General features: G+C 49.8%; 17 protein-coding genes. 4 read left to right on the top strand and 13 right to left on the bottom strand.

Annotated features, from left to right (window positions below):
* Positions 1–73 precede the first annotated feature (73 nt).
* The 11 genes from murC to mraZ are packed head-to-tail and all read right to left on the bottom strand — an operon-like array spanning position 74 to position 12629.
* Positions 74–1540 (bottom strand): UDP-N-acetylmuramate--L-alanine ligase, encoded by a 1467-nt coding sequence (gene murC, locus COW15_RS14530; protein WP_293633228.1) that lies wholly within the window; start codon positions 1538–1540, stop codon positions 74–76.
* A 2-nt stretch (positions 1541–1542) separates the two neighbouring features.
* Positions 1543–2631, bottom strand: coding sequence for an undecaprenyldiphospho-muramoylpentapeptide beta-N-acetylglucosaminyltransferase (gene murG / locus COW15_RS14525; RefSeq protein ID WP_293633227.1), 1089 nt, complete (start codon positions 2629–2631; stop codon positions 1543–1545).
* Complete coding sequence (ftsW, locus tag COW15_RS14520; RefSeq protein ID WP_007651253.1) at positions 2631–3842, bottom strand: cell division protein FtsW; 1212 nt, start codon at positions 3840–3842, stop codon at positions 2631–2633. The genes murG and ftsW overlap by 1 nt, the downstream gene beginning before the upstream one ends.
* Complete coding sequence (gene murD, locus COW15_RS14515) at positions 3832–5151, bottom strand: UDP-N-acetylmuramoyl-L-alanine--D-glutamate ligase (RefSeq protein WP_293633226.1); 1320 nt, start codon at positions 5149–5151, stop codon at positions 3832–3834. Before murD ends, ftsW begins: the two co-directional genes overlap by 11 nt.
* Before the next feature lie 6 nt (positions 5152–5157).
* The gene (gene mraY / locus COW15_RS14510; RefSeq protein ID WP_293633225.1) at positions 5158–6240 is read right to left on the bottom strand and encodes a phospho-N-acetylmuramoyl-pentapeptide-transferase; all 1083 of its coding nucleotides are present in this window, start codon (positions 6238–6240) and stop codon (positions 5158–5160) included.
* Entirely contained in the window at positions 6241–7623 is a 1383-nt protein-coding gene (gene murF, locus COW15_RS14505) for a UDP-N-acetylmuramoyl-tripeptide--D-alanyl-D-alanine ligase (protein ID WP_293633224.1), read from the bottom strand. It abuts the gene before it with no gap.
* Positions 7620–9107: a UDP-N-acetylmuramoyl-L-alanyl-D-glutamate--2,6-diaminopimelate ligase gene (gene murE / locus COW15_RS14500; RefSeq protein ID WP_293633223.1), complete on the bottom strand. Its 1488-nt coding sequence runs from the start codon at positions 9105–9107 to the stop codon at positions 7620–7622. Before murE ends, murF begins: the two co-directional genes overlap by 4 nt.
* Positions 9104–10858, bottom strand: coding sequence for a penicillin-binding transpeptidase domain-containing protein (locus COW15_RS14495; protein WP_293633222.1), 1755 nt, complete (start codon positions 10856–10858; stop codon positions 9104–9106). The genes murE and COW15_RS14495 overlap by 4 nt, the downstream gene beginning before the upstream one ends.
* 13 nt (positions 10859–10871) lie before the next feature.
* Positions 10872–11186 (bottom strand): cell division protein FtsL, encoded by a 315-nt coding sequence (ftsL, locus tag COW15_RS14490; RefSeq protein ID WP_198782052.1) that lies wholly within the window; start codon positions 11184–11186, stop codon positions 10872–10874.
* A 12-nt stretch (positions 11187–11198) separates the two neighbouring features.
* Positions 11199–12140 carry a 16S rRNA (cytosine(1402)-N(4))-methyltransferase RsmH gene (gene rsmH / locus COW15_RS14485; protein WP_293633221.1) on the bottom strand — a complete coding sequence of 314 codons (942 nt, stop codon included), beginning with the start codon at positions 12138–12140 and terminating at the stop codon, positions 11199–11201.
* Positions 12141–12170: 30 nt separating this feature from the next.
* On the bottom strand, positions 12171–12629 hold the full coding sequence (gene mraZ, locus COW15_RS14480) for a division/cell wall cluster transcriptional repressor MraZ (protein ID WP_293633220.1): 459 nt from the start codon (positions 12627–12629) through the stop codon (positions 12171–12173).
* A 510-nt stretch (positions 12630–13139) separates the two neighbouring features.
* Here mraZ and COW15_RS14475 point away from each other — a divergent pair.
* From COW15_RS14475 to COW15_RS14465, 3 genes are all read left to right on the top strand, one after another.
* Positions 13140–13847 (top strand): peptidase, encoded by a 708-nt coding sequence (locus COW15_RS14475; RefSeq protein ID WP_293633219.1) that lies wholly within the window; start codon positions 13140–13142, stop codon positions 13845–13847.
* A complete protein-coding gene (locus COW15_RS14470) occupies positions 13844–14914 on the top strand; it encodes a PepSY domain-containing protein (protein ID WP_293633218.1) in 1071 nt (356 codons plus the stop codon). The genes COW15_RS14475 and COW15_RS14470 overlap by 4 nt, the downstream gene beginning before the upstream one ends.
* A 71-nt stretch (positions 14915–14985) precedes the next feature.
* A complete protein-coding gene (locus COW15_RS14465) occupies positions 14986–15315 on the top strand; it encodes a hypothetical protein (protein WP_293633217.1) in 330 nt (109 codons plus the stop codon).
* Between the two features lie 164 nt (positions 15316–15479).
* Here COW15_RS14465 and glpK read toward each other — a convergent pair whose 3' ends face one another.
* Positions 15480–16964, bottom strand: coding sequence for a glycerol kinase GlpK (gene glpK / locus COW15_RS14460; protein WP_293633216.1), 1485 nt, complete (start codon positions 16962–16964; stop codon positions 15480–15482).
* 318 nt (positions 16965–17282) lie between these two features.
* Here glpK and COW15_RS14455 point away from each other — a divergent pair, with 318 nt between their 5' ends.
* Positions 17283–18581 carry an FAD-dependent oxidoreductase gene (locus tag COW15_RS14455; RefSeq protein ID WP_293633215.1) on the top strand — a complete coding sequence of 433 codons (1299 nt, stop codon included), beginning with the start codon at positions 17283–17285 and terminating at the stop codon, positions 18579–18581.
* Between the two features lie 48 nt (positions 18582–18629).
* Here COW15_RS14455 and COW15_RS14450 read toward each other — a convergent pair whose 3' ends face one another.
* The gene (locus COW15_RS14450) at positions 18630–19979 is read right to left on the bottom strand and encodes an outer membrane protein transport protein (protein WP_293633214.1); all 1350 of its coding nucleotides are present in this window, start codon (positions 19977–19979) and stop codon (positions 18630–18632) included.
* Positions 19980–20203 lie beyond the last annotated feature (224 nt).

Below are 20203 nucleotides of genomic sequence, written 5' to 3'. Positions count from 1 at the left end.
AGAAAATCGGCCATTATATAGAGCTAAATCTTTTGGTCAAAATTTCCTTTAACCTGAGATCCAGCACGATACATCAAGGTTTTGCTGCGTTAACCACAATCGTTGCAAAGCCTAATTCTGACACTGCTAACTGGCGCGACAGGGCGCCTATATTACCCGCACCTTGGGTCAACAATAAATCCCCTTCCTGCAACACATCGGGCAGCACTTCGGCTAGCTGATCTGGACTGGCGATAAAGATCGGATCTAACTGGCCACGCAGGCGAATTGAGCGACACAGTGCGCGACCATCGGCGCCGGGGATCGGTGCCTCACCCGCACTATAAACATCGAGCAACAGCAGGCAATCCACCAGGGATAACACCTCAATAAAGTCTTCGTACAAGTCACGGGTACGTGTATATCTGTGTGGCTGATAGGCCATGACTAAGCGTTTTTCCGGCCAACCCGCGCGCGCCGCTTTAATGGTCGCCGCCACTTCACTCGGGTGGTGACCATAATCATCGACTAACATGACTTCGCCCTTTGGCGTAGCGAACTTGCCTAAATGTTGGAAACGACGGCCAATACCTTGGAATTCTGCTAAGGCTTGAATGATGGCGCTATCATCGATTTCATCTTCGGTCGCCACGGCAATCGCCGCCAGTGCATTGAGCACATTGTGCTGACCTGGCAGGTTGAGCAGCAGATCTAAATCCTCTTTACCTTTGCGTCTTACTGTAAAGCGGCATTGATGGCCTTGCTGACTGAAATTCAGCGCCTGCACATCGGCATCGTCACTAAAGCCATAGGTCACTAGATGGCGACCGATACGCGGCATAATTTCCCGCACTACGGGATCATCGATACAGACCACGGCCACGCCATAGAATGGCAGGTTATGCAAAAAGTCGACGAAGGTAGATTTGAGTTTCTCAAAATCGCCACCGTAGGTATCCATATGATCGGCTTCGATATTGGTCACTACGCTAACCATGGGCTGCAAATGCAGGAAGCTGGCATCACTCTCGTCCGCCTCGGCGATCAGATAACGACTGGTGCCTAATCTTGCATTGGTGCCGGCACTGTTAAGCAAACCACCGATCACAAAGGTAGGATCCCGCTCTGCCTGACCATAAACACTGGCGATAAGGCTAGTGGTCGTCGTTTTACCATGGGTGCCCGCAATTGCCACACCATGACGATAACGCATTAACTCGGCTAACATTTCGGCGCGGCGCACGATAGGAATACGTAATTCTTTGGCGGCAAGGATTTCTGGGTTTTCCAGATTAATCGCCGTTGAGACGACGACCACATCCACTTGTTGCACGTTTTCAGCGGCATGACCAATTTGGATCTTGGCACCGAGTAAACACAATCTATCGGTCACGGCATTTTGCGCGATATCCGAACCACTCACCTGATAACCTTCGTTCACTAATACTTCGGCGATCCCGCCCATGCCCGCGCCGCCAATGCCGACGAAGTGAATACGCTTAATCCGGCGCATTTCTGGGATCATACTTCTTAACTGTATGTATCTTTCTGTCTTAGTCATACTTATCCTTTCTCGGCGAGGCTAATGCACACTGCGGCAACTTGTTCAGTCGCATCCAGTACTGCAACGTCCCTCGCTCTTTGGCCCATACGGGCTAATTCTGCTCTGTCATTGGCGAGTAACTGTAATTTACTCACCAGTTTATTCACGTCCAAGATGGCCTGCGGCAATAGGAAAGCGGCGCCAGCCTCAACCAATACTTGGGCGTTACGGGTTTGGTGATCATCCACAGCATGGGGATAGGGCACCAAAATACTCGGCAGTCCCACCGCCGCTAGCTCGGATACCGTCAGCGCGCCGGCACGGCACAATACCACATCCGCCCAGCGATAGGCGGCCTCCATATCATCAATAAATTCGGCGACATTCACCCCGCCATCTTGCCCCTGCTGCTGATAAGCCGCTTTTACGCTGGCAAGATTATCTTTGCCTACTTGATGCCACACGGTAATCGATTGCTGCTTACTCAAAGCGGCAACGACCTCGGGCATTAAATCGTTAAAGACTTTGGCGCCGAGACTACCGCCAACAACTAACACCTTTAGGGCGTCATCGGCACCTTGCTTAGGTTCGGCGCCAAGGGCAATCAGCTCGCGGCGAATGGGATTACCGACGACCTTTGCCTTCACTTGGGTAAAGGTATTGTTAAAGGCGCACAGTACTTGGCTCGCAATCCGCGATAACAGCTTATTCGTCATCCCTGGAATGGCGTTTTGCTCATGGAGCACTAAGGGCACGCCAGCCAATTTTGCCGCCACACCACCCGGACCACTGGCGAAGCCACCCATACCGAGCACAACATCGGGTTTAAACTCGGCAATGACCGCCTTGGCTTGCAAAATGGAGCGCACCACTTTAAAGGGCGCCGCTAATTTACGCACTAGGCCATTACCACGAACGCCCTTGATATCGATAAAATCAATATCAAAGCCATACTGGGGCACAAGACGCGCCTCCATACGATCGGCCGTGCCTAACCAACGCACTTGCCAACCCTGCTGCGCTAAATATTTAGCCACCGCGAGCGCCGGGAACACATGTCCTCCCGTGCCACCCGCCATGACTAGAATACGTTTACCCGCGTCGGTCATTACTTCAATCTCCCCTGCACGGCCTGAACTAAACTCATGCGCCGTTCGTAATCGATGCGCAGCAATGTCATTGCCGCCGCCGTCATGACCCATAGACTACTACCGCCGTAACTCACAAAGGGCAGTGTTAACCCTTTAGTAGGTAACATACCAATGCTTGCGCCCACATTAACGACGGTCTGGAAACAGATCCAAATTCCAATGGCATAGGCCAAATAGCCTTCGAAGGCCTTATCCATCACCAGGCATAAATTACCTAAGCGAATGGCCCTCAATGCCACAAATAGCAACACGGATAACACAGCGATAATGCCGATAAACCCTAGTTCTTCCCCAATCACGGCGAAGATAAAGTCGGTATGGGCCTCGGGTAAATATTCCAATTTTTGAATGCTGTTACCTAGCCCTTGACCGAACCAATCCCCGCGACCATAGGCCATCAGGGATTGCGTTAACTGGTAGCCACTACCGAAGGGATCCTGCCAAGGATCCATAAACGAAGTGACTCGGCGCATACGGTAAGGTTCTAATAACACTAAGGCAACGAAGGCCAAGATCCCGGCAAATATCAGCGCGAAGAAGTCGAGCAAGCGCGCCCCTGCGAGGAATAACAGCCCGACAGTGCCGACGAACAACACCACCACAGTTCCTAAGTCGGGTTGCATCAAAATCAAGATGGCGTAGATCGCAAATACCGCAATCGGCTTATAGAAACCCTTGGCATTTTCACGTACTTCCTGATGACGGCGCACCAGATAACCCGCCATATACACAGAGAAAGCAAACTTTGCCACTTCCGCAACTTGGATACGAATAGGGCCTATGGATAACCAACGCGTCGCACCATTCACTGTGGTGCCCACCGCTAATACCGCCAGTAACATCAGTCCCACGACGAGCAACATAATGGGGCTCATACGCTGCCAAGTTTGCATTTCGACCCGAAGGACAAATGCAGCAATCACGAGGCAACCGAGTAGATAGCCCACATGCCGGGTCATAAAGTAGAACGGGTTACCCGTTAACGTCTGGGCCTCGGGCATAGAGGCCGACATTACCATCACAAAACCAAAGCCAATCAGAGACAACACGGCCGTGAGTAAAGCCCGATCGTACAATTGCACGCCTGGGACTTCAGTATCACGTTGCCAGTTGGGGAGTGCATTCAACACCCGCCCAAACAGGCTGAGTTGTCTTGCATCACTCGCCATCGAGTTGCTCCACTTGGCTTCTAAAATCATCACCGCGGGCCATAAAGTTGCTGTACATATCGAGACTCGCACAGGCGGGCGACAGTAAAACGATATCACCGGATGTGGCTAATCCTGCCGCCTTGGCAACAGCCGCTGCCATAGAGTCAACTTTAATCGCCCCCGCTTTAAGTGCGGCAATCTTATTACCATCACGGCCTAAGGTAATGAGATGAGTCACTTTTGTTAACGGCTCTACCAGCGGACCAAAGTCAGCACCTTTACCATCGCCGCCGGCAATTAAAATGATATCGCCCAAGTGATCGCTTAAACCTTCAAGCGCCGCTACCGTAGCGCCCACATTCGTAGCTTTAGAGTCGTTGACATAGGTGACGCCAGCTTTGATCCCAACCACTTCACAGCGATGTGAAAGCCCTGTAAAGGTACGGGCGACTTTGGCCATCACTTGCTTATCCACGCCAACCACATCGACTAAGGCCATGGCCGCGAGTAAATTGGCGTGGTTATGGCTACCAATCAGAGAGACTTCTGTGATGGGCATAATTTCACTGTGCCCATGGTAAATCTTGCTGTCACTAATGCCCCACTCGTCGCCCTCTGGCGACGCTAAACCAAAACTGTTTTGGTTCATCGGTTCCGTCGGCATAGTTAAAGCGTCGTCACGATTAAAGAGGACGGCGCGACTCTGATGATACAAACGCAGCTTAGCGTTGCGATAGGCATCCATATCGCTGTATCTGTCCATATGATCTTCGGTCACGTTTAAACAGGTTGAGACCACACAATTCAGACTGTGAGTGGTTTCTAGCTGGAAGCTCGACAGCTCAAGCACAAAGATCTCGGCATTCTTACTCAAAAGATCGAGTGCCGGAATGCCGATATTGCCGCCCACGGCCACGGCCATCCCAGCTTCACGCAGCATTTCACCAACCAGAGTCGTCACTGTCGACTTGCCATTTGAACCAGCAATGCCAATGACGCAGGGTTTGCGATCGGCAATTTCACGGGCAAATAGCTCGACATCACCAATCACCTCAATCCCCATATCCAGTGCGGCGCGCACCTCGGGAGTATCAATCGCAATACCTGGGCTGATAATGATTTGTGTCGCCTGTACTAAATAACGGCAATCGAATCCGCTGGCAATCAGCTGCACCTCAGGGAAAGAAGTCGCTAAGGTATCGGCTCCCGGTGGTTGCCTGCGGCTATCCATCACCAGTGGCGTAATGCCTTTTTCACACAGATAGCGCACTACCGAGAGCCCCGTCGCCCCCAAACCTAACACTATGTGTGAATACTGATTTTGCATACCCTATTACCTTAACTTCAACGTGGCTAAGCCGAGTAGGACCAGAAATATTGAGATGATCCAGAAGCGGACAATCACACGGGGTTCTGGCCAACCTTTTAACTCGTAATGGTGATGGATTGGCGCCATACGGAAAATCCGTTGACCACGCAACTTGTAGGATCCCACCTGGAGGATCACTGACACAGTTTCCATCACAAACACGCCGCCCATGATCACTAACAAAATTTCTTGACGAACAAGAACGGCGATAGTACCCAGTGCCGCACCTAATGACAGTGAACCCACATCGCCCATAAAGACCTGTGCAGGGTAAGTGTTGAACCATAAAAAGCCTAAGCCCGCACCGACAATGGCGGTACAGACGATCACTAGCTCGCCCGAACCCGGCAAATGTGGAATATGCAGATAATTAGCAAACTGGACGTGGCCCGAAAGGTAGGCAATCAAGGCAAACGCCGCCGCGACCATCACAGTTGGCATAATCGCCAAACCATCTAGACCATCGGTTAAGTTCACTGCGTTACTCGACCCCACAATAGTGAAGTAAGCCAACACAATAAATACAGCGCCCAGTTGTGGCATCACGTCCTTAAAGAAAGGCACTACTAACTGGGTTTCACCTGGATTTGCCGCAGTGGCATACAGGAAAAAAGCAATGAGCAGAGCGGCGAGCGACTGAAGAATGTACTTCCAGCGCGCAATCAAGCCCTTAGTGTCTTTACGCACCACTTTACGGTAATCATCGATAAAACCAATCAGGCCGAAGCTACCCAGCACAAACAGCATCACCCACACATAACGGCTACCGAGATCGCCCCACAACAATACGCTGATAAAGATGGCGGCTAAGATCAGCAGACCACCCATAGTTGGCGTACCGCGTTTACTAAAGTGTGATTCTGGGCCATCGTTACGCACCACTTGGCCAATTTGCATTAACTGCAAACGTTCGATAAGTTTTGGGCCCCACCATAGGCTAAAAATTAATGCGGTTAATAGGCCTAAAATGGCTCTAAACGTCACATAAGAAAATACGTTAAACCCCGTATGAAACTGGGTTAAATACTCGGCCAGATACACCAGCATCTACACTAACTCCCCACGCCCGAAGGCTACTGTTAGGCCATCCACGACCCGCTCCATGGCGGCGCTCCGTGAACCTTTAACTAAAACCGTCACCTGTCCCGGCAACTGGTTGATGTGTTTTATCAGTTTTTCTACTAACGTCGCCACGCTGTCATGGTGCTCCGCCCCGAAAGCTTGGCTCGTGTGCTGACTCAAATTCCCCGTACAAAACAGCGCATCGATTCCCTGCTGTTTTGCCAGTTGTCCGAGTTCAGCGTGCAAAAGGGGCGCATTGTCGCCTAATTCGCCCAAATCTCCCAGTACCAAACAACGATTTTCAGAAATTTCCTTTAACCAGACGATTGCCGCCCCAACAGACATGGGATTCGCGTTATAGCTATCATCGATTAGACGAATTCGCCCTAATTGAGTTGGCTGCATCCGCCCCTTTACGGGAGTGAGTTGGCTTAAGCCTTCGGCAATCTCTGTCAAACTCAATCCCAAGGAAATACAAACACTTGCAGCGGCCAAGGCGTTACTCACTTGATGACGACCCGCCAGCGGCAAGACCACTTGGCAAGACTCACCTAAGTAATTGAGCATAAAACGATAGCAACCGTCTTTATTCGCTTTATGTCCACTTGCAATCACATCGATATGACGTTTTGCCGCACCTTCCTGCTGGGAGAAGCTCAGCTGTTTGTAATGTTTTGCCTTAACACGCATCACATCGGCAAAGGCATCATCGGCATTAATAATGGCAGTGCCATCTTGTTGCAGATGGTTAAAGATTTCTGATTTCGCCTGCGCCACCCCCGCCTGTGAACCAAATCCTTCGAGGTGAGCACTACCGACGTTATTGACTAAAACTACGTTCGGACGCACCAAACCTGAGGTGTAATCAATCTCACCTTTATGGTTAGCACCCAGCTCAAACACCCCGTACTCATCCGCTGGCGTTAAGCGCAGCAGGGTTAAAGGCACGCCAATCTCGTTATTAAAATTACCCGCGGTGTAAAGCACCTGATGCTTAATCGACAGAATAGTGGCGATCATTTCCTTTACGCTTGTCTTGCCATTTGAGCCAGTCAAAGCCACACAAATCGGATTGATTTGGTCACGGACATAAGCCCCGATTGCGCCCATGGCCCTTTGACAATCGGCCACTATTAGCTGCGGAATATCGAAGGCTAACTCGCGCTCGACCATTAACGCCGCCGCGCCGTTCTCAATGGCGGTTGCAGCAAAATCATGGCCATCAAAACGCTCACCCTTTAAGGCGACAAACAGGGTTGCAGCGCCGATTTTACGGCTATCGCTGCTTAAATCTTGAATGGTGACATCGTCACCGACCCGACGCGCGCCTAGGTGTTGACTTAGTGTCTCGAGGGAAAGAGGGATCATCTTACTTGCTCCGATAACTGGCGTGCCAGGGCGCGTTCATCGTAGTCATAACGCACGCCTGCCGCCTCTTGGTAAGTTTCATGGCCTTTACCCGCGAGCAAAATCACATCCCCAGGTTTAGCCAATGCCACAACCTCTTTGATGGCTGTGACACGGTCAACCTGAGTCAATGCGAGTTCTGGATTAATAAGCCCTTGGGTAATATCGGTAATAATTTGCTGAGGATCTTCACTGCGGGCATTGTCGCTGGTCACCATAATGCGGTCGGCAAATTGCTCCGCAGCTTGTCCCATGAGTGGACGCTTACCCTTATCACGGTCGCCACCACAGCCAAATACGCACCATAACTCACCGACACAGTGGCGGCGCAGGGCGTTTAACGCCTGTTCGATTGCATCTGGCGTATGGGCATAGTCGACCACTAAGGTGATGTTGTCCGCGGTGGTAAAACGCTCCATACGACCCGCGACGGGCGTTAGGTATTGCACTTGCTCGGCTAACGCTTTCATATCAAAACCTTGCAGATATAAGGCCGATAACGCCGCGAGTAAATTAGAGAGATTAAAGGCACCAAGTAGTGGTGAGTGGATTTGAGTCTCGCCCTCGGGCCACACTAAGGTTGCACTGACACCTTGATCGTCAAACTTGGCATTTTTGGTATAAAAAGCCGCGGCTTGATGACCTTCAATACTAAAGCCCCAGATCTTAGCGGCGACATTTTGCAACTCAGATAACCACATGGCGCCAACGGCATCGTCTAAGTTCAACAAACCGTGGCGCAGCGCATCGAAGCGAAATAACATTTGCTTAGCCGCCGCATAGTTTTCCATATCGCCGTGGTAATCCAAGTGATCACGGGTCAGGTTAGTGAACACGGCGACATCGAAGGGCACCGCATCGATACGGCCCTGCACTAAACCGTGGCTAGAGACTTCCATCGCACAGGTATTAACGCCTTTGCCTGCAAACTCATGCAGTTGTCGCATCAGGGTAATGGCATCGGCCGTGGTGTTGCCACTATCGACCAACTCGCCCCAGAGGCCGTTACCTAAAGTGCCCATCACCGCCGCTTTGCGTGCCAATAAGGTCGTTAGCTGAGCGATCAACTGACTGGTCGAGGTCTTACCATTCGTTCCTGTAATGCCGATAACGCCCATGGCTTGGCCTTGATTCACGGGGTAACGCACGGCGGCCAACGCCGAAACCTGTTGGCTAAGCCGATAAACATAAATCTGCACAGCTTGCTCAGTGGTAGTCGCAATAACTTTACCTTGCTCTTCGGGATTATCCGTATGCACTAATACCGCAACCGCACCTTGAGCTAAGGCTTTATCAATAAACTGTCTGCCATCGACCTTATGCCCTGGCAGCGCTAAAAACACATCGCCGCGACATATTGCGCGGCTATCTAAGGTCAAATGATTGAAGGACTGATTGCCCGAATACTCAAACCAAGGCGCTAACAGATCCCGTAACAACATCATTCTGTTCTCCCGGCGGCGATACCCGCCAACTGCACCTGTTCTTTATCGGAAATGGGTTCAACATTTAGCATTTGCAGTGAGCCAGACATCACCTTAGCGAATGCCGGCCCTGCCACTGAACCACCATAATAGAGATCGCCCTTGGGCTCGTTAACCACGACTACAATCGCCAGTTTTGGATTATTGACTGGGGCAACACCTGCAAATAAGGCGACATAATCATCACCATATCCCCCTGCAATCGCCTTACGGCTAGTGCCGGATTTACCCGCAACCGGATAACCATCTATATGGGCTAATGTGCCCGTGCCGCCTTTTTCGGTCACACCGACCATCATCTGCAGCACATCATTGGCCACATTTTGTGAAATAACCCGTTCACCCTCGGGCGGCTTCTTGAGCTTTAAAATAGAAACAGGATATAAAGTGCCCCCGTTACCTAAGGTGGCATACATACGTGCAAGCTGAAGTGTGGTGGCCGTTAAGCCGTAGCCGAAGGATAAGGTTGCGCGTTCAAAGTCGGACCAACGGTGTCTGTCTTGGATCACACCCGCGCTTTCACCCGTGAGGTTAATCCCTGAAAAACTCCCCAGCCCCATCGACTGATAGGTGCCGAGCAATTGCTGTACCGGAATAGAGAGGGCTAATTTACTGATCCCCACGTTGCTGGATTTGGCCAGAATACGCGCCAAGCTCATGTCACCATAGTTATTAGGGTCGCGCACCTGACGGCCACCCAAACGCATCCAACCGGGGGATGTCGGGATAATATCGGTCGACTTAACGGTCCCCGCCTCAAGCGCCGCCGCCACTACAAAAGGTTTAATGGTTGAACCCGGCTCGAAGGTATCCGTCATCGCACGGTTACGCATTCTGAAGGTTTGCAGATTATCCCGCGCATTGGGGTTATAGGATGGCGTGTTCACCATGGCCAACACTTCACCCGTGTGGATATCGAGTACCACAATGGAACCCGATGTCGCTTGGTTCATTTCCGTGGTGCGTTTTAGCTCGCGATAGGCAAGCTGCTGGATCCTATGATCAATACTCAACACCAGATCATTTGGACTCTCGCCTTCTTGAACAATATCGAGGCGCTCCACCACATGGCCATCACGGGATTTACGCACTTTTTGCTTCGATGGCGTGCCCGTGAGCCAACTGTTGTAAGCATTTTCAACGCCTTCAATACCGACATCGTCGATGTTAGTGATACCGATCAACTGGGCGGTGATTTCGCCACCTGGGTAATAACGGCGTGATTCAGACTTTAAAAATACCCCGGGCAATTTCAACTGGGTAATATAATCGGCCACCGCAGGTGTCACTTGGCGTTTAAGGTAGGTAAAACGTTTAGTGGGATTACTGCGCACCCTATCGAGCACATCTTCGATAGGCTCGTGCAATACATCGGCAAGAGCTTGCCAACGGCGCATATCGGCAAAACCATTATTATCATTCACTTGCTTAGGATCGGCCCAGACCGCACGCACTGGCACACTGACGGCTAACATGTCGCCATTGCGGTCAGTGATCAAGCCACGTTGCACCTCACGACTAGTGGTGCGCAGGGTGCGCATGTCGCTTTCGTGGCGCAGTTTATCGGGCTCGATAATTTGAATATAGGCCGCGCGTCCCACTAGGCTGCAAAATAGCGCAAACACAAACCCCACCACTACGTATAGACGCCAGTGGATCAGTTGCGGTTTTTGCGGTTTGCTTACCCGTTTGGTTTTTGCTTGCCTAATCATATTTTCCCTATACTCACGGTACCTTTACCACAACTTCTTCGCTGGGCAAGGGGCGACTCATGTTGAGCTCCTTCGATGCAATACGCGTAATACGGCTATGTTCTGTTTGCGATTGCTCTTCCAATAATAAATTGCGCCACTCGATATCTAATCTGTCCCGCTCCTGTAGCAGTTGGTCCCACTGGGTAGTGAGTTTGCGGCTAACATGGCTGGTATAAACCACGGCCACAGCATGACCTAACACGAGCAAAGCCAATAACAAGATCCATTTGTGCCGCCATAAATCGTGCAAAACGATCCGTGGCAGATTTAAAGAGGGCTTACTCACGTCGTTTGCCCCTTAGTAATCTAATCGCTCGGCAATGCGTAACACAGAACTGCGGGCCCTGGCATTGCGTTCTATTTCTTCATCGGACGGCATAATGGCCTTGCCAATGGCGCGCAGTTTGCGCGACTTATTAATTTGATCTTCTGTAATTGGCAGGCCGTGGGGCACGCTTTCGCCTTGGCTGTGGCGACGGATAAAGCGTTTAACAATTCTATCTTCCAAGGAATGGAAGCTGATAATAGATAAACGTCCCTGTGGTGCTAGCACGGTTAATGCTCCCTCAAGAGCTTGATCTATCTGGTCTAATTCACTATTGATATAGATACGGATCGCCTGAAACACGCGGGTTGCCGGGTGTTTATTGCGTTCTTTATTCTTAGTGATACGGGCAATTAAATCGGCCAAATCTTTAGTGCGTAAAAACGGCGTTTTATCACGGTCGGCCGCAATACAACGGGCGATATGGCGGGCATTTTTCTCCTCGCCATAGGTTTTGAATACCCAGGCCATATCTTCTATCTCGGCACGGGCAATCCACTGAGCCGCAGTCTCACCTTGGCTATTGTCCATCCGCATATCCAGCGGGCCATCACGCAAAAAGCTAAAACCACGTTCGGCATCGTCAAGTTGGGGTGAAGACACGCCTAAATCGAGTAACACACCATCAATTTTACCGCTAAGGCCCAGTTCCTCGACATAATCGGCTAACTGGCCAAAACCACCGTGTACGATTTGAAAACGGGGATCGTCGCTAAATTGTTTTGCCGCTTCAATCGCTTGGGGATCGCGATCGATCGCAATCAGACGGCCATTGGCACCGAGTCGTTGCAACACTTGTCTTGAATGACCACCGCGGCCGAACGTGCCATCGATATAGATGCCATCGTCTTTGATGTTCAAACCGCCGACCGTTTCTTCTAGCAGAACGGATAAATGGGCAAATTCCTGACTCATTACTCTCTTCTTATTTAGTTATGCGACACGTTAGAGTGAAAAATCCGCCAGACGCTCGTTGTTAGCAAGCTCCTCGCTTCGAATCGTTTCCTGACACTCATCAATTTGCTGCAGCCAAGCTTGCTCATCCCACAGCTCAAATTTGTTTAACTGCCCCACCAGCATGATGCGCTTATCTAAGCTGGCGTATTGCCGCAGCGGCGGTGGCAGTAATATGCGCCCATTGCCGTCGAGTTCGACCTCATGGGCATAACCGAGCAACAGTCGCTTTAAGGATCTCTGGGTTTTATCGGTGTCGGAAAGTGTCAGTAACTTAGCTTCGATCAATTCCCATTCATGGATTGGATACAAGAGTAAACAGGCGGATTGAATATCGACGGTGATCACGATGCGGCCTTGGTGCTCAAGCTGCAAAGGTTCGCGGTATCGCACTGGAATAGCGATCCGTCCCTTTGTATCTAGGTTGATGGCACTGGCTCCACGAAACACGCTAATTCATCCTATCCTTTGATTTTTGATCCACAAATATCCACTATTTCCCACAACTGCTAAGTTTAGGGACAGTGGACAAGCATTGTCAAGGGATCGAATCCTTTTATAAAGCCAGTCGGCAAGCGGGTTAGCAGCATGTTATCCCCATCGCCTAGTGACAAAGTTTTGACAAAAAAATCGGCACAAAATCGGCTAAACGATGGAAAGGACAGGAATAAATAGAGGATAAAAAAACAGCAATCGTTAGCTTTCAGGTAGTTGCAATGCAAAATATGCCGCTGAATTTCTGTAATTGTGGGATTTGATCTTGGGATAAATCACGATAGACTCACAAATCGCAACAAAATAAACCTAAATTTTACTTTTAACCGGCGTCAGAAAATCGCTCAATTCAGCATAAATCGCTCGATCTTTATGTTTGGCCAATGGCTTCGGCTAAGAAATTTATTTAATGATTGCGAGAAAGCTCAAAGATCTCGCCCTATTCAACCATCAAAAAGTGACGCAATGACAGCACCTTGGATCCGCAGTAGCCACAAATGGCTCGCCTTAATCAGTGCCATACAAGTTATGATTTGGTTAGGTTCTGGAGTTTATATGGTGCTAATGGATATTGAATTTATCCGTGGAAAACATTTAGTCGATCTCACTCGAACCGCGGAATTTAGTGTATCTCCTCCAAGCTACAGTTTTAACGATTTACTCAGGGATCACCCTCAAGCGACCGACATCACTCTCTATGTCACCCAAGGACGAGCCTATTACAGCGCCAAAATCGATAACCAGTTGCAGCAACTCGATGCGACCACTGGCAAGATCCACCCCCTTTTGGCCGAGGACCAAGCCCGAAAAGCGGCGGTGCAAGTCTATACGGGCACGGCTAACATCATAGGAGCCACACTCCACCAGCATACTGTTCCCGCCGAAATATCCCCTCGACTCTTACCCGTATGGCAGTTTGAATTCGATGATATGGCACATTCGAGCCTGTATATTTCGGCAACAACCGGGCAACTGGTCAGCACCCGCCACCATTATTGGCGGCTTTTCGATATCCTGTGGATGCTGCATATCATGGATTACGATACCCGTGAAGATGTGCATAACCCCCTACTCAGGGTAATGACAGCTTTAGCCATATTAACGGCACTTTTTGGTATAGCCTTGACCTATATCAGCTTTAGAAACAGTACTGTAAAAGAGGATAAACAATGATGTCCTCTGCAGCTAACAACCCCTCCTGGTGGCGAGTGACTCAAACCCTGCATAAATGGCTGGGGCTGATTGTTGGTTTACAGTTCCTTATCTGGCTAGCAACGGGTTTAGCCTTTAATCTGATTGACGAGCAGAAACTCGATGCGGATGTTTATCGAATGAGCGATACATCGGCAGCAATCACAACCCCCCTCGCCAATCCAGATACATTAATCGCCCAATACCAATCCCAAGGGTTTATCCAGCTAAAGCTATCTTCTGTATTAAATCGCCCCGTATACGCGATCAGCACTCGGACACAAAGCTATTGGTTTTGGGCCGACTCACTTGAACCCATGCGGCTAACACCTGAGCAATTAACTCAAATTGCCCAGGCAAGCTACTCAGGATCGGGAATGATGAATACTGTGCGCGCCCCCACGAATCCAATCGCCTTTACTGCCCAAGGGCCCATAGTACAAATTGATACCAGTGATGCCCTTGGCACGCGAATTTACCTTGATTCGGCATCTGGCAGAGTACTCGCCCACCAAAATCGTCAGTCCGATCTCAAAGATCTACTGTTTATGTTGCACTTTATGGATTACGTCCCAGAAAATGGCATTAACTTTAACCATGCTCTCATACAAATTATCAGCCTTGGTGCACTTTTGCTGGGTATGAGCGGTGTATTAACCCTAGGACATAAGTTCAGCCAAGGTCAGTTGCGCCTCCCCCGTTTTAAAGCATTCACCTCGCAAGGGAAAATCCATTTATATTCGGAACAGGCCGAGCTGTTAAGCGAACTGACGATCCACCCTGGTACCTTGTTGCACAGCCTTAACCAGGGACAGGAACGACTCCGCACAAGTTGTGGCGGTGGTGGACGTTGCGGTCTATGCAAATTACGCTTCGTAGAGCATGCCCCCGCACCTAATGATTATGATTTAGATAAACTGAGCATTTTAGAACTAGAGTCAGGCGTTCGTCTCAGCTGCCAACATCCCGCACAGTCGTGCAAACTTGCTCTGGTGACCAAGACACAACATCGATTCCTACTAAATTCGACAAATCGCCAAACGATCTGAAACGGCGTATAGTCTAAATATTAACCAACTCCTGCCGATAGAATGCCAAGTGGCTTACAAAAGGAGGCGTTATGAGTGGATTGGATAGTATTTATGCCATGCTGGCACAGCCAGTTAAAGCAGTGTTGCACCCTAAACGGGTCGTCGATCAGGTGAGCAGTACCACAGCGAATGCGCCTGATAGCCATGAATCACCCCAGTCGCAACTCCCCCCAACCATAGAGGGTCGTGACGCCAGAGTCAGGGACAGGCGCAAAGAATCCGATGCCAAACGCAATAAAAAGCGCCGGGAGTCCGATAAACAAGGCAAATTGAAAGAGGGTCTAGTGCTTGAGGTGACCGACGATACGGCGGAAATCAATAAGCCACCCAGTCAGCATATTATTGATGTTGAAGTATAAACCCGTACTGATATCAAACGAAAAAGGCGCAATCCCATTGGATTAGCGCCTTTTTATTCGCTTCAAACTGATTTAGTCGCTGCAATCTGCAATCGAGTGCATTTGAAACGAAGCCAGCCTCAAATCTAAGCATGCCGCAAGGCAAGCCACTTCAGTCAAATAGCTTAGGCGCGAGTTCTGGCGACGGCATCCTGCCAACCCGTGTACAATCTCAGCCGATCCTTAGCATCGATATTGGGGATAAAATGCTTATCGATACAGGCTTTATGTTCAAGCTCGATCACATTCTCCCAAAAGCCCACCGCCAGACCCGCTAAAAATGCCGCGCCTAGGGCAGTCGTTTCGCAATTACTCGGCCTTAGCACTTCGACATTGGTAATATCGGCTTGAAACTGCATCAAAAAATCATTGGCGACCGCGCCACCATCTACCTTCAAACGCTTAAGGCTGACGCCACTGTCTTTAGTCATGGCATCGAGTAAATCCTTACTCTGGTAAGCGATGGATTCTAACGCCGCCCGAATAATATGATTACGGTTGGCGCCACGGGTTAACCCAAATAGTGCACCACGGGCATTGGGATCCCAATAGGGCGCACCGAGTCCCACAAAAGCGGGGACTAGATACACACCATTAGTATCGGCAACCTTAGAGGCAAAATATTCGGTATCGCTGGCATCGCGAATAAGCCCGAGTTCATCCCGCAACCATTGAATGGTCGCGCCGCCCATAAAGACTGACCCTTCGAGGGCATAGTTCACTTCGCCTTTTGGCCCCACGGCAACTGTGGTCAGTAAGCCATGGTTGGAGCGCACCGCTTTGGTTCCGGTATTCATCAACAAGAAGCAGCCAGTGCCATAGGTATTCTTCGCCATGCCGGGCTCGACACACAGCTGACCAAAAAGCGCTGCCTGCTGGTCGCCCGCCATCCCTGCGACTTGGATTTCACTGCCTTCACCGGCAATCCGCGTGGTGCCATACACGCTGCAAGACGGTTTAACTTCGGGCAACAGAGACAAGGGAATATCTAAAGCTTCAAGTAACTTGTTATCCCAAGTCAGGCTATGGATATTGAATAGTAGAGTGCGGGCGGCATTGGTGGGATCGGTGACATGCACTTTGCCCTCGGTTAACTTCCACACGAGCCAAGTATCGATAGTGCCGAACAACAACTCACCGCGCTCGGCTTGCGCACGGGCATTGGGCACATTATCGAGGATCCACTTGATCTTAGTGCCTGAAAAATAAGGGTCGAGTAATAGACCGGTGTTTTCACGCACATACTCTTCTAGCCCTTGCGCCTTGAGTCGCTCACAAATCTCAGAGCTGCGACGACACTGCCATACAATCGCGTTATAGATAGGTTTACCTGTGGCTTTCTCCCAAATAACAGTGGTTTCCCGCTGATTGGTAATGCCAATCGCGGCTACTTCATCGCTGTGGATCCCCGCGCGCGCCAGCACTTCAATTAATACTGAACTTTGGCTTGCCCAAATCTCCATGGGATCATGCTCGACCCAACCCGGATTAGGATACAACTGGGTGAATTCCCGCTGGGACACGCTAACAATGTTTGCGTCGTGATCGAACACTATCGCCCTTGAGCTGGTCGTGCCTTGATCTAAGGCCACCACGTATTTTTTCTGCACGCTTTCCTATCCTATTTCTATTCCGAGTAACACTCTGAATACCCACGAGTTTGGCTCTATCACCACAACTGTGGACTTAAAAAATAATTGTGGATACTGAATATATTCGCAATAACGCCCTATGACCAGTCCAACTGTGACGTTGCTCTAGCGTGGGCTAATTCAAATAAATCATAGAAAGCATACAAATAGAGTTGCAAACAACTAAAGACGGCCTACGCTTACATATAATTAGAAAAATCTAATTGATAGGAATTCAGCGAATGCCAACACCGAGGTCGACGCATTGATGATTTAATCTGTTTGAAGGAATGCATGATGAAAAGAGTGATAGTGATAGGTGCAGGACTGGGTGGCGTTTCCGCCGCATTTGAGCTTAAGCAACGACTTCCGGCCGACTGCGAAGTAGGTGTGATCAGTGAAGGAGACTATTTTCAGTTTGTTCCATCCAATCCTTGGATTGCCCTGGGGGAACGAACACGTGATGAAATTAGCCTGCCGATAGGCGCTTACTTGAATAAGCGCAAGATCAGTTACTCGGGTGAAGGCGTTACCCATATCGATCCTATTAAGCGTCAGCTCACTCTAGGCAACGGCAGCACCGACCACTATGACTATCTTGTGATCTGCTCAGGCCCCAAACTCGCCTTCGAGAATGTGCCTGGTGCGGGTCCCGAAGGTTTCACTCAATCTATCTGTACTTTAGATCATGCGGAAAAAGCCTACGCGTGTTTTCAGCAACTACTCGCCTCACCCGGCCCCGTCGTGGTTGGCGCATTACAAGGAGCCAGTTGCTTCGGGCCCGCCTACGAATATGTGTTATCACTCGAACATTTATTGAGAAAACATAAAATTCGCCAGCATGTTCCCATCACTTTTGTCACCAGCGAACCCTATGTTGGCCATATGGGATTAGGTGGCGTTGGTGATTCTAAGTCCTTAATGGAACATGAGTTTAGAGAGCGAAGTATCAAATGGATTTGCAATGCAAAAACCACTCACTTCGAGCCAGGCATGGCCTATGTGGATGAGCTAGATAGAAGAGGTGAAGTCGAGTTTCAACATGAGCTACCTTTCTCGCTCGCCATGTTTCTGCCGCCTTTCAAGGGCAGCGCAGCGATTGCAGCCGTGCCCGAACTCTGTAATGAAAAGGGCTTTGTATTGACCGATAGCTATCAATGCTCACCACGTTATCCCGAGATCTTTGCCGCTGGTGTCTGTGTGGCGCTGCCGCCACTGGAAAAAACCCCCGTTCCTATTGGTGTGCCTAAGACTGGCTTTATGATCGAATCCATGACCACCGCGATTGTGGATAATATTCTCGCCAGCTTAAAAGGCGAGTCTCCCAACACTAAACCCACACTCAATGCGATTTGTCTGGCCGATATGGGCGACAAAGGCGCCGCATTTGTCGCTTTACCCCAAAATCCACCGCGCAATGCTAACTGGACCTCCATGGGTAAATGGGTACATGTCGCCAAAATTGCCTTTGAGAAATATTTCCTCTACAAAGTTCGCCACGGAACGAGTGAGCCCATCTATGAAAAATATGTGCTCGGCAGTTTAGGTATCCATCGAACCCATGAGCCTGAAGATCCAAAACCACCTCAAGAATAAAACAAAAAAGCCCTGAAGATTCAGGGCTTTTTTAAAACTACGAATAGCTTACATCCTGTAGCTCATCTGGATACCCGCAAGCCACACATCGCCGCTTGCTTCGCCGTTAAAGTTAACAGTCGCTAGATTCAATAGATTTTGTTGCTCGTTGATGGGCGCATCGCCTGTTGCTTTGATATAGGTCACAGCGAAATCAAGGTTCAGATTCTTAGTCGCCTGATAACCTGCACCCACAGAGAACCACAGACGGTCAGAGTCTGGAATTGTGGTTGTGCGCCACTCGTCCTGCGCCGCGGTTTTATCTAAAGCGACACCGGCACGCACTAACCAAGCATTATTTACTTGGTAAGTGGTTCCCAGCGCGAAGCGCCAGTTATCTTCGAAGTGTTCTTCTTTCACTAAATCAGACTCTAAACCGCCCTTAGGCTTAACCTCGCCGGGGAAATACGCCGCCAGTTGATCGAATACACTCCAATCGGTCCAGTTCACGCTCGCATGCATGGCCCAGTTGTCGGTCAATTGGTGATGGGAAGCTATCTCTGCAAAAGCGGGCAATTCAAGGGGTAAATAACCTTCGATAGACACATCTTGGCCGCCGGTATAAATCACACCTGAAGCGTGTCCATCTAGCTCTAATTTAACGCCACTGTGGTAAGCAAAACCTAAACGGTGAGCGGGGTTAATTTGCCAGCTTGCACCTAACTGCCAGCCGTAACCCACATCATCACCCTTCATGCTTTTCAGCTCAGTGCCACCAGGAGGTAACATACCAGCAACCTGAGGAGGCAAAGCCGGTTTGATACCATCGACCCAACCGGGTAATGAGGCACCGATTTCGCCTTCACCATAAACGATTCGCACACCGGCACCTACGCTAACAGCATCATTGATGCGATAGGCGATATTGGGATTAAACTCAACGGTCGTTACCGAAGTCTTATTACCAAAAATGGCCGCGGCATGGGTCGCAGGTAATTCAGTGGCGAGACCATAGTTAGAGTTTACCGCTAGGCCCCAAGTCCATTGGTCATTTAACTGATTTGAGTAGTAAAAATTTGGCACCAGTGCGTCATCGGCCACATCCAGAGCATCGCCACCTTTCATAACGACAGGATCTGGGCCAAGCAACGGCGAGCTAAGGCTGACCTCGCCGGTCACATCGACGTTTGGCATCACATAGATGCCACCCGCAGAGAGCTGACGACCCTCAAGGTAGGTCAGCATGGCTGGATTTCGACCTTGAGCCGAAGCGTTATCCGCCATAGCGGCTTCACCCGCAAAGGCACGGCCTAACCCTGTAGCAGAATATTCGGCTAGTTGAAAACCAGCGGCATGGAGCTGAGTCGTTGAACTTAACAAGGCTGCAGTGACAGCCAAAGTCAGAAGACGTTTTTGCATCATTATTCTCTAATCATCTTATTGTTATCTGTACTACTTAAATGAGTACTGCGGCGTTCAGGCAAAATAGAGCAAACACTCCAGATTGAATGCGCAGCAGTTTACTTATGCAGAAGATGTTTGCAACCAAAGGAGATAAAACAGATGAAAAAACTAAATAAATTCCAATATTGGATATTTTTAGTGATAAAGATCAATATTCAAACATCAAAACACAGTCATTA

Origin of the sequence: Shewanella sp. CG12_big_fil_rev_8_21_14_0_65_47_15, assembly GCF_002783505.1 — a bacterium.
Lineage (GTDB): Bacteria > Pseudomonadota > Gammaproteobacteria > Enterobacterales > Shewanellaceae > Shewanella.
This window is presented reverse-complemented; position numbering and strand designations above follow the sequence as displayed.

Coding starts and splice junctions, on each gene's coding strand:
- murC (WP_293633228.1), bottom strand. CDS start 1,540: ATGACTAAGACAGAAAGATACATACAGTTAAGAAGTATGATCCCAGAA.
- murG (WP_293633227.1), bottom strand. CDS start 2,631: ATGACCGACGCGGGTAAACGTATTCTAGTCATGGCGGGTGGCACGGGA.
- ftsW (WP_007651253.1), bottom strand. CDS start 3,842: ATGGCGAGTGATGCAAGACAACTCAGCCTGTTTGGGCGGGTGTTGAAT.
- murD (WP_293633226.1), bottom strand. CDS start 5,151: ATGCAAAATCAGTATTCACACATAGTGTTAGGTTTGGGGGCGACGGGG.
- mraY (WP_293633225.1), bottom strand. CDS start 6,240: ATGCTGGTGTATCTGGCCGAGTATTTAACCCAGTTTCATACGGGGTTT.
- murF (WP_293633224.1), bottom strand. CDS start 7,623: ATGATCCCTCTTTCCCTCGAGACACTAAGTCAACACCTAGGCGCGCGT.
- murE (WP_293633223.1), bottom strand. CDS start 9,107: ATGATGTTGTTACGGGATCTGTTAGCGCCTTGGTTTGAGTATTCGGGC.
- COW15_RS14495 (WP_293633222.1), bottom strand. CDS start 10,858: ATGATTAGGCAAGCAAAAACCAAACGGGTAAGCAAACCGCAAAAACCG.
- rsmH (WP_293633221.1), bottom strand. CDS start 12,140: ATGAGTCAGGAATTTGCCCATTTATCCGTTCTGCTAGAAGAAACGGTC.
- COW15_RS14475 (WP_293633219.1), top strand. CDS start 13,140: ATGACAGCACCTTGGATCCGCAGTAGCCACAAATGGCTCGCCTTAATC.
- COW15_RS14470 (WP_293633218.1), top strand. CDS start 13,844: ATGATGTCCTCTGCAGCTAACAACCCCTCCTGGTGGCGAGTGACTCAA.
- COW15_RS14465 (WP_293633217.1), top strand. CDS start 14,986: ATGAGTGGATTGGATAGTATTTATGCCATGCTGGCACAGCCAGTTAAA.
- COW15_RS14455 (WP_293633215.1), top strand. CDS start 17,283: ATGAAAAGAGTGATAGTGATAGGTGCAGGACTGGGTGGCGTTTCCGCC.
- COW15_RS14450 (WP_293633214.1), bottom strand. CDS start 19,979: ATGCAAAAACGTCTTCTGACTTTGGCTGTCACTGCAGCCTTGTTAAGT.